This is a genomic window from Amycolatopsis sp. CB00013 (assembly GCF_001905755.1).
Lineage (GTDB): Bacteria > Actinomycetota > Actinomycetes > Mycobacteriales > Pseudonocardiaceae > Amycolatopsis > Amycolatopsis japonica.
This window is the reverse complement of the sequence record NZ_LIWC01000006.1, coordinates 337,732-352,486: the sequence shown is the minus strand read 5'-3', so window position 1 is coordinate 352,486 and position 14,755 is coordinate 337,732. Positions and strand designations below refer to the sequence as shown.

Genomic DNA, 14,755 nt, shown 5'->3' with positions numbered 1-14,755 from the left:
ATGAAGATCCTCGTGGTCGGTGCCACCGGGACGATCGGGGCCGCGGTCTCGTCGGCCCTCACCGCGCGCGGGCACACGGTGCTCGCCGCTTCGCGCTCGGGCGACGTCAAAGTGGACGTCGAAGAGCCCGCTACTGTCGACGCCCTCTTCGCCGCCGAGCCGGGTATCGAGCACGTCGTGTGCTGTGCGGGAAGCGGCTCGCTTGCCCTGGTCGACGGCGGCGCTGACGAAGAGTTCACCCAAGGCCTGCAAGGGAAACTGCTCGGGCAGGTGTTCCTGCTCCGGCACGCGATCCCGCATCTGCCGGACGGCGGATCGGTCACGCTGACCGCGGGCCGGATCCCGGAAACGTTGCGCGGCAGCGCTTTCGGCGTCCTGACCAACGCCGGTCTCGAAGCCTTCGTCGCCGCGGCGGCCCGTGAACTGCCGCGCGGACTCCGCGTCAACGCCGTCAGCCCCGGCTGGGTGCGCGAAACGCTCGCGGCGCTCGGTGAACCGGAAGGCGGCACCCCGGCGGCCGACGTCGCGCGAAGTTACGTCGAGGCCGTGGAGAACGCTGCCCTCACCGGCAGGACGTTGGTGCCGTAAGTCGGTTGACCGCGCTGCCACAGTGGTCAGTCGTGACCACTCATGACAAGGACAGACAGGAATTCCTCCGGCTGGCCGGGCTCGCGACGCCGATGGCATTGCGCGTCGCCGTCACACTGGGACTGCCGGACCGGTTGTCCGGCGACGGCGCGGCCGCCATGGACCTGGCGGCGGAACTCGGCCAATCCCCGCTCGCGCTCGACCTGCTGCTGGGGCATCTGACCACGCTCGGCGTCCTCGAACGGACGTCGACCGGCTACCGCACCACCGAGTACGGGGCGAAACTCCGCGCCGACGCGGGCAACGGTCTCGCCGGGCTGCTGGACATCAACGCCGCCGGCGGACGGGGCGAACTGGCGTTCGTCGAACTCGCCTACAGCATCGCAACCGGCGAGGCGGGTTACGTCCGCCGCTACGGCCAGGACTTCTGGACCGATCTCGCCGAGAATCCTCATCTCCGGGAGACGTTCGACCGGCAGATGACCCAGCGGTACCTGACGCAGGTGCCGCGGTTCGTCACCGGGTTCGACTGGTCGCGCTTCGGCACGCTCGTCGACGTCGGCGGGGGTCACGGCAGCCTGCTCGCCGCGATCTTGAAGGCCAACCCCTCGATGCGCGGTCACCTGGTCGATCTCGCGCCCACCGCGGCCGCCGCCGAAATGGAACTGCGCGAGCAAGGGCTCGGAGACCGGGTCGAGGTGAGCGCGGGCAGCTTCTTCGATCCGCTTCCGGCCGGGGCGGATGCCTACCTGCTGTCCGACATCCTCCACGACTGGGACGACGAGCACGCCCATCGCATCCTGGCCCGCTGCGCCGAGGCGGCCGGCGCCGGAAGCCGGGTCCTCGTCATCGAGGCGGTCGGCGGACTCGGGGCGCAGACCGAGTGGGACCTGGTCATGCTCGTGCTCTACGGCGGCCGCGAGCGACGTCTCGACGAGCTTCGCGAGCTCGCCGCCGCGCACGGCCTGGTCTTCGACTCCGTCACCACCCTGACCGAGCAGCGCAGTCTTCTGGAGTTCCATCGCCAAGATATTCCTTGACAAGAATATTCTGCTGAGTGAATACTTCTCGGCATGGAGCAGATCGCAGCAGCACTGGGAGACGGAGCGAGGTGGCGCCTCGTCGAGCTTCTCGCCGAGCGGCCCCGGTCCGTCGGTGAGCTCGCCGAGCTGACCGGCCTGCGGCAACCGCAGACCACCAAGCACCTGCAGACCCTCGCCCGCGTCGGGCTCGTGACGGTGTTCCCGCTCGGGCAGCGTCGCGTCTACGCGGTCGAAGCGGGCCCGCTGAAGGACCTCGAAGGGCGGCTGCGGACGCTGAGCACGACCATCGAGGCGAACGCGGGTGAGCGCGACGTCCTCACGCGCTATCAGGCCGCGATCGGCGCGGACACCGAGGCCGCGAAGCAGGACCGGTGGGCGGACGGGCGGGCGTTCTCGTTCGACCGTCTGCTCGCCGCGTCGCGGAACGACGTCTGGCGGCATTGGACCGAGCCCGTGCTGCTCGCGTCCTGGTGGGCGCCGCCCTCGATGACCGTGACCGACTGCGTCATCGAGCCGTGGACCGGTGGCCGTGCCGTGCTCGACTACCGCGACGCGGAAGGGCGCTACCGGTCCGCGGGAGAGGTCCGCGCCGCGACCGAACCCGAACACCTCGAGTTCGACCTCTCGGTACTGGACCCCAAGGGGGACACCTTCTTCACCGGTCATTACGACCTGCACTTCACCGAGGCGCCGGGCGGGACCCGGCTCCGGCTCGACCTGCGCATCACCGAAACCACCGTCGAGGCCGTCCCCTTCATCGCCGGCATCGAAACCGGCTGGGGCCAGGTGCTCGACAACCTCGCGACAACGCTGACCCAGGAAAAGGACTGAACGACATGACGAACCACACCGCCCGCCGCGTCACCGCCAACATCAGCCTCACCCTCGACGGCCACTACAGCGGCCCCGGCGGCCCCGGCGACATGGGCGCGATCGTCTCGTACGCCACCACCGACGTCGCCCGCGCCCACCTCGGCCGCATCCACGAGACGGCGACCACCGCGGTGCTCGGCAGGCTGAACGCCGAGGGCTTCCTGGGCTTCTGGCCGACCATCGCCGCCGACGAGAACGCCGACCCCCGCGACCGCGCGTACGCGAAGTGGCTGGTAGACGCCGAGAAGGTGGTCTTCTCGACGACGCTGACCGAAGCGCCCTGGGACCGCGCCCGCGTTGTGAACGCCCCTGCCGCGGAGGTCATCGCCGACCTCAAGGCGGACGGGGAAGGCGACATCCTGGTCAACAGCAGCGCCAGCGTCATCAAGGCCCTGCTCGCGGACGACCTGATCGACCGGCTGTACCTGATGATCTGCCCGGAGATCACCGGCGGCGGGCAGCGGCTGTTCGTCGACGGCCTGCCGGCTTCGAAGTGGGCGCTGGCTTATCAGGAGGTCGGGGAGCTGGGGGAGATGGCGCTGGTCTACGACCGGGTGCGCTGAGCCACTTGGGTCTCGTGAGTGGTCAGGACGGTTAGCCTGTTGCCGAGAAACGGCGACACGTCCGAACTTCAGAAGCGGCCGCCGCTCATGTCGATGCCCGCGTCGAGTTCGAGAATCAGGCTCGCGTGGCCGCGCGTGGTCCGATGTGACGCTTCGACCTCGCAGACTGATCTAGCTCGCGCCCATGTCCTGAAGGCCCCCTTTGAGACGTTCAACGTCTCAAAGGGGGCCTTCAGGACATGGGCACGCTCCGGGGGAGCGTCGCTCACGTGTCCCCAATGTCGCATAGGGGACGCTGAGCGTCTCAAATGCGACATTGGGAACCTTGCTCCACCCGGCCCAGTCCCGACGTGTCGCGAAAGCACTTTCGGGACATCGGCACCCGTCTGGCCGCGGTTGTCCACAGCCCTTCACTGTTGTGGATAACCCGACCCCGCCAGCGCTTTCCCGGCGGGTCCCGCCTTCAACCCCCGATAGGCTGGACTCGGGGCCGCCCCCCTGGGACGGGTGGGGGCTGCGTAGGTGAGTTAAGAGCGGAGGGTTCGGCGACTTCGGCCTGACTTTCGCGCGGTCCGGTCGTCGAGCAGGTTGGGTGGGCCCGGAGAGACTCGAACTCTCACTGGCACGGACCTAAACCGTGTGCCTCTGCCAATTGGGCTACGGGCCCCCAGTACTGCCCCGAAATCGTAGCGTGCGACACGTTCGACGTTTCTCGGCGTGGCCGGTGCCACGGTGAGGGGTGCCGTCCTCTAACGTGGGCTACCAGCAAGTCCGTCGCGGCGAGGAGGACACGTGGCTCGCGATCCCGAGACCATCGAGCGTGAGATCGAGCAGGCCAGGAACGCGCTGGTCGCCACGCTCGACCAGCTGGGCACGAAGGCGAACCCCGCGAAGCTGGTGGATTCCGCGAAGACCGGTCTGCGCGCGAAGCTGGACGAGCCCAAGGTGAAGTACCCGCTCATCGGCGGGGCCGTGCTGATCGGCGTCCTGCTGATCCGCAAACTCCTGAAGTAGGTCTCAGGAGGTCTGGGCCGCCTTGGCGGGTGTCTTGGCAGGCTCGGACTTCTCCTTGGACTTCGCCTCGTCGACGGCCTTCGGGAGTTCCTTGCCCTGGGGTACCGGAGGCTTGCCGCCGGTCTTCTCCTTGGCCTTGCCGTTCGCCGGCGGGGGAACCTCGAGCGGTTCGATCTCCGGGAGCGTCAGCCTCGCCGTCATGTAGGCGGCAGTGAACTCGAGCGCGCTGCCGTTCAGCAGGTGCACCACGGTCGAATGTTCCGGCGGGGACAGTTTCTCGACCAGCTGGTCGGCCCGGTCCCGTGCCGCGATGATGCCCGGCGCGCGACCGGTCAGTTCCTTACCGGAGCCGCTGACCGTGACCTTCCAGTCGTCGTCCTCTTGGACGTACGACGCGGTGATCGGTTCGGTCATCCGCCTCACCCCTCTCCTCGCGAGCATGCGTCACTCAATGGACTTCGTCACGCCGCCGTCATGACGCCACTTTCGGGTGGTGGCGCCCCCTCCTGACGGAGGCCGCGACTGTCCATCAGACTTTCTACAGTGTCATCGATACAGTAGGACAACTCTGTGTCACAAGACACTGGCGGCAATGTGCTCTGAGTGACGACCGAATGGCCTAATGCACGAGCATCTTCACAGTCGTTTCAACGCGCCCTCGCTGACAGGCCTGACCAGAGGATGTCCATCGCGTATCCGGTCGCCGTTTCGGGACTGACGTCCTCGTGTCGTTCGCACCAGATCGCGAGCCGTTCGCACGCTCCGACGACGAACTCCGCGGACGCCTCGGCGCGGAGGTCGTCGGCCTGGTCGAGGTGGTCGCTCATCAGCGCGGCGATCAGGTCGGTCTGCTGGCGGCGGGTCTGCTCGATCTCGTCGGCGGCCCCGGTCCCGATCAGCGCCATCTCGTGACGGAGCAGTGACCAGGCCTGTCGCCGTTCCCGGATGAAGACGAAGAACGCGAGCAGTCCGCGCCGCAGCGCGTCCTCGGCCGACGTCGCGCCGACGGTCGCCCGTTCGGTGACCTCGCGCAGGGCCGCCCGCGACTGCTGGATGCAGGCGAGCAGGAGTCCCTCTTTCGAGTTGAAGTACTCGTAGAGCATCGGCTTGGAGACCCCGACGCGTTCCGCGATGTCGTCCATCGACGCCGCGCTATAGCCGCGATCGGCGAAGACTTCTTCAGCGATCTCGATCATTTGCCGCATCCGCTCTGCTCGTGGCATGCGTTTGCGCTTCGCCGTCGTCACCACAACACTCTACCGAAGGTAACCTACTTCGAGTAAGGTGAACTCCCGGTAACAGGTAATACGAACGAGAGGTCGGGGTCATGGGCAACCGCACCGAGACCGGTGTCGTCATCGTCGGAACCGGCTTCTCCGGGTTGGGCATGGCCATTCAGCTGCGGAAAGAGGGCCGCGAGGACTTCGTCATCCTGGAGAAGGCCGACGACGTGGGCGGCACGTGGCGCGACAACACCTACCCCGGCTGCGCCTGCGACATCCCCTCGCATATGTACTCGTTCTCGTTCGAGCAGAACCCCGGCTGGTCCCGCGCGTACTCGCCGCAGCCCGAGATCTGGCAGTACATGCGCGACGTCGCCGCGAAGTACGACCTGCACCGCTTCATCCGCTTCGGCCAGGAGATGACCGGCGCCCGCTGGGACGCCGACGAGAACCGCTGGCACGTCGCGTCGAAGTCGGGCGACGAGTTCATCGCGCCCGCGCTGGTCGCCGGCGTCGGCGCGCTGCATCTGCCGCAGATCCCGAAACTGCCCGGCATCGAGCGCTTCAAGGGCCGGGCGTTCCACTCCGCGCAGTGGGAGCACGATTACGACCTCCCCGGCAAGCGGGTCGCCGTGGTCGGCACCGGCGCGAGCGCGATCCAGTTCGTGCCTCAGATCGCGAAGGACGTCGCCGAGCTGACGCTCTTCCAGCGGACACCGCCGTGGATCATGCCGAAGCCGGACCGCGAGATGCCCCAAGCGCTGCGGAAGACGTTCAGCTCGGTGCCGCTGCTGCAGCGCGCCTTCCGCGACGTTCTCTACTGGGGCCTCGAAGCCCGCGCGATCGGCTTCAACGGGCAGCCGTGGGTGATGAAGATCGGCCAGCGCATCGCGAAGCGCAACATCTTCAAGAGCGTCAAGGATCCCGAGCTGCGCCGGAAGCTGACGCCGGACTACACCATGGGCTGCAAGCGGGTCCTGGTCTCCAACGACTACTACCCGGCGCTCGCCCGGGACAACGTCGACGTCGTCACCGACGGCGTGAAGGAGGTCCGCGAGCACAGCGTCGTCGACGGCGCCGGCGTCGAGCACGAGGTCGACGCGATCATCTACGGCACCGGATTCCACGTCACCGACGCCTTCGACGACCTGGAGATCATCGGCCGCGACGGGCGAAACCTCGGCAAGGAGTGGGCGACCGAGGGGATGCGGACCTATCAGGGCATCACCGTGTCCGGGTTCCCGAACCTGTTCTTCCTGCTCGGCCCGAACACCGGGCTGGGGCACAACTCCGTGGTGTTCATGATCGAGGCGCAGATCTCGTACGTCGCGCAGGCGCTGCGGCTCGCGCGCGGCAAGGCGCTCGACCCGCGGCCGGAGGCACAGGAGCGCTTCAACGGTGAGATCCAGCGCAAACTCGCCAAGGGCATCTGGACCCAGGGCGGCTGCAAGAGCTGGTATCTCGACGCGAAGGGCGTCAACCGCACGATCTGGCCGGGCTTCACCTGGCGGTACTGGCTCGACACCCGCAAGGTGCGCCGCGAGGACTACGAACTCCTCGGCTGAGGAAAGGGGGAGGGTCCGTGAAAGCCAAGATGGGGGGCATGGCCTTCACGGACCGGGGAACGCCGCGCTCATGAGGGGTTGAGCCGGCGAAGCCTTCCGATGAGATCGACGGTGGGGATGCCGCAGAGTTCGGCCATCCGTTCCAGCGCCGCGAAATCGAGGTGGACCTCGGCCGAGCCGTTGTCACTCGATCTCTTGAGCCGGTCGTCGGCCCACCGTCGCAGCGGGAGCAGTTCCTGCTGCTCGTCCTTGATCACCAGGCGCAGGTCGATCCGCACCCGGCCCGGTTCGTCCACGAACACCCGGCGGTGCACCTTGGCCAGCAGATCCTGTGGCAGCTCGTCCATCGCGACGCACAGTTCGACCAGCCGCACCACGGAACAGTGCCGGGTGCCCAGCTCGTAGGTGGCCAGCGTCTGGAGCGAGATCTCGCTCTGCAGATGCTGGTTCAGTTCCTTGCGTGTCCAGCCACGTTTACGGCGGAGCTTGCGGAGCTCGTCTCCGAGTATCCGCTGATAGCTCTCAGCGTCGATCAGCACTCCCCATCCCCTGCCTTGCCAACCTTCTCCACCGCCCGTCCCATGTGACAAAACCAGGGACGAGCGCGCTCACGTGTATGAAAGTCGGCAGGGGCGCCGCTCTTACGCGGTTTCGGGGGTGGTTTTCCCATCTATTTTGGCCGGCTGGGCCGAATGGGTGAACGAATGGCGCGTGGAGGGGCCGTTTCGGTGGCCTTCAGCGCTCATCCGGCCGTTGCGAAAGCCACTTTCGCAACCTTCAACGTTGCGAAAGTGGCTTTCGCAACACCTGAGGAGGAGCGGCGCGGCGTCAGTTGACGCAGGGCACGCCTTCGGCGGTGATCGGCTTCTCGTCGGACTGCTCGGGCGGCGGAGCCGCGGCCGACGAACCGGCGGCGTTCTGCGACGAACCGGAGCCTTCGGCGCCGCTCGGCGCCTTGAAGTCCGAGCCGAGGAAGACCATCACGTGCCCGGCCTCGACGCTCTTGTCCTCTTGGACGGTCGGGTTGCCGCCGAGCGCGTCGGCGACCGCCTGGCCCGCCGCCTTCTCGCCCTTGGCGACCCAGACCACCGTCTTCTTGCGCGCGCTCGCGGTGGCCGTGTCGCCCGCGGTGAAGCCCTTGTCGACGAGCTGCTTCAGCACCGACGAGGCCAGCCCGTCCCGGTTCGTGGAGTTGCGGACGTCGACCGTGGTCGCCTTGTTGGCCGACTCGGCGGGCGGCGCCTGCTGCTGTTCGCCGGGCTGCGGGCCCGCGAGCCCCTGGACGAAGCTCTTGACCTGTTTCGGGTCGACCTGGATGGCGACGCCGTCGTTCGGGGTCTTGTACTCGATGTTGACGATCGGGATCGTCCGGAACTCGAGCTGACCGCCGGTCAGGCTCTTCATCTGCTGCGCGAACCCGAAGACGTCCCAGTTCTGGTTGAGCACGACCGACTTCTTGATGGCCGTGATCAGGTCGTTGAGCTTGCCCGGGTTCGCGAGCGTGCCCGCCGAGAGCACCTTCCGCGCCATCCCGGCCATGAACACCTGCTGCCGGACGACCCGGTCGAGGTCGCCGCGCGGCAGGCCGTGCCGCTGCCGGACGAAGCCGAGCGCCTCGACGCCGGAGATGGTGTGCGGGCCCTTGGTGAACTTCGCACCGGAGAACTGGTCGTTGACGTCGTCGTTCAGGCAGACGTCGACCCCGCCGATGGCCTGCGTGATCTCGCTGAAGCCCAGCAGGTTGATGGCGGCGTAGTTGTCGATGGTCGAGCCGGTCAGCTGCTCGACCGTCTTGATCAGCGTCTTCGCGCCGGCCTCGTTGGCCTTCTGATCGAGTTCCTTCGGGTCGGAGACGCCGTCTTCCTGCAGCTTCTTGCGCTCGTCGAGCATCGCGCGGGCGTAGGCGGAGTTGATCTTGTGCTTGCCGAAGCCGCCGGGGATGTCGACGTAGGAGTCACGCGGGAGCGAGATCGCGACGGCCTTGGAGCCGTCGTTCGGGATGTGCACGAAGATCAGCGAGTCGGTGTTCAGCTCGCCGTCGGCCTGCCCGGCGCGCAGCTGGGCCAGCACTTCCTTCGACAGCGGGTTGCCCTGCGCGTCCGTGCGGCTGTCGAGGCCGACGAGCAGGATGTCGCGGGCACCGTCGGCGGGCTTGTCGCCTTCGTCCGAGCCGATGCCGACGTTCGCGAAGGTCAGGCCGTCCATCGCGGCCCACGCGTACCCGGTCAGGCCCATCACCAGCAGCGACACGAGGCCGAGGGCGATCTTGGGGCCGCGGAACGACTTGCGTCGCGGGGCCGGGCGCCGGGGCGGCTGGCCCGCGGACTGCCGGGCAGGCGCCGGGCGGGCGCCACGGGGCGGGGCCGGGCGGGAAGGAACGCGTCCGGGCGCGTCCTGCCTAGGCCGGGCGGGACGTCGATCCCCATGCCCATTCCGAGGCGGGTACTCCACGCGGTCTGCTCCTTCTGTTCGTTACCGGTTCGACGGTCTCTTCAAGGGACGCATGGTGCCTGTTGCGGGTTGTCGCAGGATTACACATCCCCCCGAAGATGTGGCACGCACCACCGGTTTCCTCTCAAGGGTACGGAAATCCCCTGGTCAGCGCCGTGTGGTTCAGGGGAGGACACGCCGGGCCGCGCGGGCGGGGACCAGCGTGGCGGCCGCCGCGAGCATCGCGACGACGATCGTCGCGACCGGCAGCGCGACGGAGGCGGCGCTCACCCGCTCGCCTTCGAGGGCGGTCATCAGGGGCGGCGCGCACGCGACCGCGCAGACCAGCCAGGTCCCGGTCATCCGGCTCGTGCCGTTGCGCACGGTGTGCAGCAGGTACACCCCGAGCAGCAGGTTGACCAGGCTCTGGACCGGACCGAACCGGATCCCGAGGAGGTCGGCGTCGGCCGAGGCGCCGCCGAACCGCGTCAGCGCGAACCCGAACACGCCGAGCATCGAGTACGCCATCCCGACCGTCGCCGCCGCGCGGCAGAACACCATGGCCCGCAGACCCGGCTCGTCGACCGCCCGCTGCTGAGGTCCCGAATGGCGTTCGAACCACCAGAAGACGAGCACGGCGGGCACGGCGAGCAGGGCCATCGCGAGCAGGACCTTCGGGCGGGCCAGCCAGCTGAGCCCGTCCACGAACGGTCCCGGCAGGTAGACGACCGCCACGAGCAGCAGCATCGCGGCGAGGAAGCCGAGGTACAGGCTCATCGGCGCGCGCAGGACGAGACGCGCGGCCGCGGCGACCGCCGGCCGTCCGCCGAGCCGGGCCAGCGGCCGGGCGAGCAGGCCGAGGAGCGCGAGCTGCACCAGGCCGAGCAGCAGCACGCCCCACGGCGGACCCGAAAGCGCGGCCGGGGCGCCGGGACCGCCGAGCAGCATCGGTCCTTCGCCGCGGACGGCGACCGTCAGGCCCAGCCCGGCGGCGCCGGTGAACGCCGTCGCCACGAGGACGCCGCGCGACGGGCGGGCACCGGCGGCGTGGGCGAACGCCAGTTGCTGGACGAAGAGGGCGAGGAACAACGTCTCCGCGTAGCGGGGGACGGCCGAGCCGGACCACTGCGCGGCCGCCTCGCTCGCCAAGGTCAGCGCCAGCAGCCCGGCGACGGAGGCGGCCCGCGTCCGGTGATACAGCGCCAGCAGCGCCGGCGCGAGGACGACGGTCAGCAGGAAGACACCGAGCAGCCAGAGCGGATGCAGCGCGATCCGCATGACCGTGGCGTTCGTGCCCGTCGGGATCCCCAGCACCTCCAGCGCGAGCGGGACGACCAGCGCGACCACGGCGAAGATCAGCGCCGGGCGCAGCAGCGGGCTCGCCCGGTCGGCGAGGTACTGCGGGTAGCGGCCGCCGTTCGCGCGGATCGACCGCCAGCCCGCCTCGTTGATGCGGCCGACCGCGAAGAAGATGAGCGGACAGAGCTGGGCCAGCCAGGTGAACGGCCACAACGACCGCTCCGGCGCCCCCGCCCAGTGCGCGAGCGCGACGGCGGATTCGCCGAGCACCATCAGCACGACCCCGGCGACCCCGAGCAACGCCCATCGGCCGACCGGGACGACCGGCCGCGGTTCGCGGGGGAGCGTGACGGCCGTGCGGCGGGTGCGGACCCAGCCGCGGAGGCGGAACACCAGCAGCGCGCCGATCACCAGCACGCCGACGATCATCGGGCCGAGCGGGTCGCCGACCGGCGGCCCCCAGCGCTGATGCCAGGAGTTGAGCACCAGACCGGCGGTATAGAGGGAGGCGACCACGTCGCAAGTGCCGCGTGAGTCCATCGGGTTGAGGACGCAGGCGTTGTGCATGTCGGCGGAGAGCCGGTCGTCGAGCGAGGCCCTCGCCTCCTGGCCGAGCGAGTGCCCCTTGCGTTCGGCGTAGCGGAGGATGTCGTAGCCCAGGTCGTGGGCCTTGCAGGGGACCGCGTAGTCCCACTTGGTGTTGTCGTCGCCCCAGGGCGCCGAGCAACCGCCGTCGGTGTGGACGGCGCGTACGGTGCCGTCCCGCGCCGTCATCACCCCCGGGGTGATGCCGCTGACCGCGGTGAAATCGGCGGGGAGTTCGGCGATCACGTTCTCGACCGGGCCCGGCCGCACCAGCGCGTCGACCGCGTTCTGCGCGGCGAGGAGATCACCCGTCGGTGGGCCCTGGTCCGGCGGCGAGGCGGGCCGTGACGCGATCAGGCCGAAGCCGAACACCAGCACCGTGACCAGCAGCAACCAGCCCGAAGTCGACCATGGCCGCCGGATCCGGGCAGGTCGAGCGGCGGCGTCGGCTGTCGCTGGCATGGGATCAAGGGTGCCATCCGCCGATCGGGGCCGACATCCGGATAACCCCCGGGTTCACCCACCAGGTGTCCCTCGGTCAGGTGGCGGGCCGGTCGACGTCCTGGGCGAAGCGCACCTGGTTCCGGCCGTTCTCCTTGGCCACGTAGACGGCGGCGTCGGAGGCGTGCAGGAGTTCTTCCAGGGATTCACCGTGACGAGGGAACAGTGCTGCCCCGATCGAGGTCGTGCGGCCCGAGATGGTCACCCGGCTGCCCCTTTTGTCGGTAGTCACTATATGCAGTTCGGCGATAGCGCTGCGCACTCGCTCGGCGGCCAGTTTGGCCGCCGTTTCGTCGATATCCGGCAGGAGTACGAGGAATTCCTCGCCACCGAACCGGCCGATGACGTCGGCGGGCCGGGTGACCTCGTCCAATTTCCGCGCCACATCGCGGAGGACGTCGTCGCCCGCCGGGTGTCCATATGTGTCGTTAATCCACTTGAAGTGGTCGAGATCAATCATCAGAAGTGCCAGGTTGTCGTCCGATCGGGCAGTCCTTCCGAGCGCCCGATCGGCCGACTCCGACCATCCGCGCATGTTGAGAACACCGGTTTTCGGGTCCGTCCGCGCGTCGTTTTGCAGTTGGTCGATCTCGGCGAGGCGATTGAACACCACCGTCACCACGGCCATCACGATCACCATCGGTGGCATGATCAACAGCAGCACCGCGGTGACCGCGCCGAGGCCGATCGTGATGGCCTCCAGCAGGTTGTCCGCCGCGTTGCCGAGCACGGTGGACAGCGACGGCCGCTTCGGCGAGCCGATCGCGAGGATGCCGCCGATGTAGGCGATCTGCACCGCTTCGAAGACCATCCCGGTGACGATCAGGACACCGAACTCGCCGAGGGTGTCCCAGCCGGAAATCCTTCCCCATTCATGCGGTCCGAACGCGGCGAAGGTGAGCGAGGCCAGTGTCACCGAAACGCCGTGCGTGACCGACGAGAACACGAAGTTGTGCGCGGGCCGACGGGCGATGAACCAATGCTGGATCCGGACGATCGCGATGATGGAAAGCGTCAGCGAAAGCGGCAGGATGACCGCGGCCGGAAATGTCCATACCGCGGTGAGGTCGATGAGGACGGTGCGGCTTCGATCGCGCCGTCTTTCTTCTTGACGCTGAGTGAGCTGAATATGTGCCGTGGCGCCGACGGCGAGAATGGCGAAACGAACCCAGTCGTTTCTTCCCGGATTCGTGGAATTCATCGTCGCGACGACCATGATCGCGATTCCGATGGCCTCCATCGCGAAAAGGAACGCGATGAACCGCTTCGGCCGCTGCCACAGCGCCCACGCCCTGGGATCGTAGGGATGGCGCTCCGGAGGTCCGGCCTGGTCACCTTCCGGGCTTGCCTGCCCGCGTTCGGTCACCGGTACACCGCTGTCCGCGGCGGCCGCGGCCGTTGCGCCGTCAAGGTCGCCGGTGCCGTCACCGTGCTGGCGGCGGTCGCCGGTCTCGGCTGGCAATTGCTACCTCTTTTCCGCCCGGACGGCACGGCTGAGTAATCTCACCGGTACCGACTGATACACCGTTCGTATTCCACGGCCGGTATCATCCCATCGCAACAGTTGTCCGACACCGGCAAGGGTGCCCGCGAACACGGACCGGAGGTGGCAATCGTGTCCCGTGATTTCTGATCTTGGTCGCTGAATGTTTTTCGAGACGCGTCGCGGAAGGGGTGACGGATAGTGTCCAGTCGTGACTTCTGAGCCCGGACAAGGTATTAGTTCGCAGCAACGAGGATGCCGGGAGGTGTCGGACAGTGTCGAGCCGTGACTTCTGATCGAGAGTCGTTTCTTTTCGCCCAAGTGTCGAAGGGCCGAGCGTGGAAGCGGTGTCCCGTGTGGATTCCTCATGACAGCAACGGTTTCGGGCTGGATCCGTTGATGTGGCCCCAGCTGAGCGCGACCAGTACGGCCAGCAGCAGGCCGACCACGCCTGCCAGCGCGATGGCCGAGGTCGCCGCCCCGAGCCGATCGGCGGCGAGCCCGCCGAGTCCCGCCCCTATTCCTTGAGCCACCCGCAATCCCGTGCGGTACACCCCACCCGCACCGCCCCGGAGTTCGTTCGGGACCCACGTGATGAACGTGGCGCTCACCGTGATCAGGTACGCCCCCGCGGCACCCGCCGCCGCCAGCAGGAGCAACGCCGGAATCAGCCCCGGCTTGAGCGCGAAGGCGATCAGGGCGACCATCGGTAGTGCCGCCAGCACGCCGAGCAGCTTCCTCCGTTGTTCCGCGGAGACGAATCGGGACAGCAGGAACGCCCCGATCACGAATCCCAGCGGATCGGCGGCCAGCAACCAGCCGACGGCTTGTTTCCCCACGCCCATCTCCGCGGCGAGCGGCGCGGCCAGCCCTTCGGGGATGACGGCCAGGCCGACCAGCCACGAGAACCAGATCAGCACCCGCAGATGGCGGTTGCCGAAGACCTGCTTCACCGCGCCGAACCAGCTGCCGTTGCCGTCGGACGCCGCCGCCCGCCTGGAGACGGAGAAGCGGACAACGGCCGCGCTCAGCAGGAACGTCGCGGCGTCCAGCGCCAGCGCCCAGCTCGCCCCGACGTGCGACACCAGCAGACCGCCGCCCGCCAGCCCGAGCAGCATCGCGGTGTTGGTCGAGATACCCCGGATGTCCTGGCTCTTCAGATAGAGGTCGTCGTCGGTGAACACCTCGCGGGTCAGCGCGTTCTGTGCCGCGTTGCCGGGCGCGTTCGCGAGCCGGGCCAGCACCACCAGCCCACACAAGAGGGCGAGCGGGGTGCCAGGGATCGCCATGATCGCGATCAGCACGCCTTGGATGAGGGACGAGACGACGAGGACGGTGCGCCTCGGGTAGCGGTCGGCCAGCTGGGAGAGGCCGAGACCGCCGGCCAGGGCGGGCAGGAAGGTCAGGGAGTAGACCACCGCGGACAGCAACGCGGAGCCGGTCCGGTCGTAGACGAGGATCGCCAGCGCCACGATGGTGAGCTGGTCCCCGATGAGGGACTGCACCTCGGCGAGCCAGAGTGCGCGGAACTCGCGGTTCGCCAGGGCGGCGGTCATCCGCGGCGCCGCGTTCATCTTCACTGCGTGAC

At 68.3% G+C, this 14,755-nt stretch carries 13 protein-coding genes and 1 tRNA gene; 6 read left to right on the top strand and 8 right to left on the bottom strand.

What is annotated here, in order from left to right; genetic code table 11:
- From AMK34_RS35120 to AMK34_RS35105, 4 genes are read left to right on the top strand one after another with little or no spacing between them, the layout of a single operon-like run.
- Entirely contained in the window at positions 1-588 is a 588-nt protein-coding gene (locus AMK34_RS35120; RefSeq protein ID WP_073848234.1) for a short chain dehydrogenase, read from the top strand.
- A 32-nt stretch (positions 589-620) separates the two neighbouring features.
- Positions 621-1,628 (top strand): methyltransferase, encoded by a 1,008-nt coding sequence (locus AMK34_RS35115; protein ID WP_073848233.1) that lies wholly within the window; start codon positions 621-623, stop codon positions 1,626-1,628.
- Between the two features lie 33 nt (positions 1,629-1,661).
- Positions 1,662-2,462, top strand: coding sequence for a metalloregulator ArsR/SmtB family transcription factor (locus tag AMK34_RS35110; RefSeq protein ID WP_073848232.1), 801 nt, complete (start codon positions 1,662-1,664; stop codon positions 2,460-2,462).
- Between the two features lie 5 nt (positions 2,463-2,467).
- Positions 2,468-3,067 carry a dihydrofolate reductase family protein gene (locus tag AMK34_RS35105; RefSeq protein ID WP_038509031.1) on the top strand — a complete coding sequence of 200 codons (600 nt, stop codon included), beginning with the start codon at positions 2,468-2,470 and terminating at the stop codon, positions 3,065-3,067.
- 593 nt (positions 3,068-3,660) lie between these two features.
- On the opposite strand, the gene AMK34_RS35095 is transcribed toward AMK34_RS35105, so the two are convergent.
- Positions 3,661-3,734 (bottom strand) — tRNA-Leu (locus tag AMK34_RS35095).
- Between the two features lie 125 nt (positions 3,735-3,859).
- On the opposite strand from AMK34_RS35095, the gene AMK34_RS35090 reads away from it, so the two are divergent.
- On the top strand, positions 3,860-4,081 hold the full coding sequence (locus AMK34_RS35090) for a DUF3618 domain-containing protein (protein WP_005165704.1): 222 nt from the start codon (positions 3,860-3,862) through the stop codon (positions 4,079-4,081).
- Between the two features lie 3 nt (positions 4,082-4,084).
- Here AMK34_RS35090 and AMK34_RS35085 read toward each other — a convergent pair whose 3' ends face one another.
- Both AMK34_RS35085 and AMK34_RS35080 read right to left on the bottom strand, forming a co-directional pair.
- Complete coding sequence (locus AMK34_RS35085; protein WP_174492001.1) at positions 4,085-4,495, bottom strand: hypothetical protein; 411 nt, start codon at positions 4,493-4,495, stop codon at positions 4,085-4,087.
- A gap of 233 nt (positions 4,496-4,728) precedes the next feature.
- Positions 4,729-5,286 (bottom strand): TetR/AcrR family transcriptional regulator, encoded by a 558-nt coding sequence (locus tag AMK34_RS35080; protein WP_046200038.1) that lies wholly within the window; start codon positions 5,284-5,286, stop codon positions 4,729-4,731.
- A gap of 122 nt (positions 5,287-5,408) precedes the next feature.
- Between AMK34_RS35080 and AMK34_RS35075 the strand changes: the two genes are divergently transcribed.
- On the top strand, positions 5,409-6,869 hold the full coding sequence (locus AMK34_RS35075; RefSeq protein WP_073848230.1) for a flavin-containing monooxygenase: 1,461 nt from the start codon (positions 5,409-5,411) through the stop codon (positions 6,867-6,869).
- 68 nt (positions 6,870-6,937) lie between these two features.
- Here the strand turns inward: AMK34_RS35075 and AMK34_RS35070 are convergent, their stop codons facing one another.
- The 5 genes from AMK34_RS35070 to AMK34_RS35045 all read right to left on the bottom strand — a co-directional run bounded on the left by AMK34_RS35070 (position 6,938) and on the right by AMK34_RS35045 (position 14,747).
- The gene (locus AMK34_RS35070) at positions 6,938-7,408 is read right to left on the bottom strand and encodes a helix-turn-helix domain-containing protein (RefSeq protein ID WP_038509035.1); all 471 of its coding nucleotides are present in this window, start codon (positions 7,406-7,408) and stop codon (positions 6,938-6,940) included.
- 289 nt (positions 7,409-7,697) lie between these two features.
- Positions 7,698-9,320, bottom strand: coding sequence for an LCP family protein (locus AMK34_RS35065; RefSeq protein WP_073848229.1), 1,623 nt, complete (start codon positions 9,318-9,320; stop codon positions 7,698-7,700).
- A gap of 162 nt (positions 9,321-9,482) precedes the next feature.
- Positions 9,483-11,645: a phospholipase A2 gene (locus tag AMK34_RS35060; protein WP_073848228.1), complete on the bottom strand. Its 2,163-nt coding sequence runs from the start codon at positions 11,643-11,645 to the stop codon at positions 9,483-9,485.
- 76 nt (positions 11,646-11,721) lie between these two features.
- The gene (locus AMK34_RS35055; RefSeq protein WP_073848227.1) at positions 11,722-13,146 is read right to left on the bottom strand and encodes a GGDEF domain-containing protein; all 1,425 of its coding nucleotides are present in this window, start codon (positions 13,144-13,146) and stop codon (positions 11,722-11,724) included.
- A gap of 386 nt (positions 13,147-13,532) precedes the next feature.
- Positions 13,533-14,747: an MFS transporter gene (locus tag AMK34_RS35045; protein ID WP_143202709.1), complete on the bottom strand. Its 1,215-nt coding sequence runs from the start codon at positions 14,745-14,747 to the stop codon at positions 13,533-13,535.
- Between the last annotated feature and the right edge of the window lie 8 nt (positions 14,748-14,755).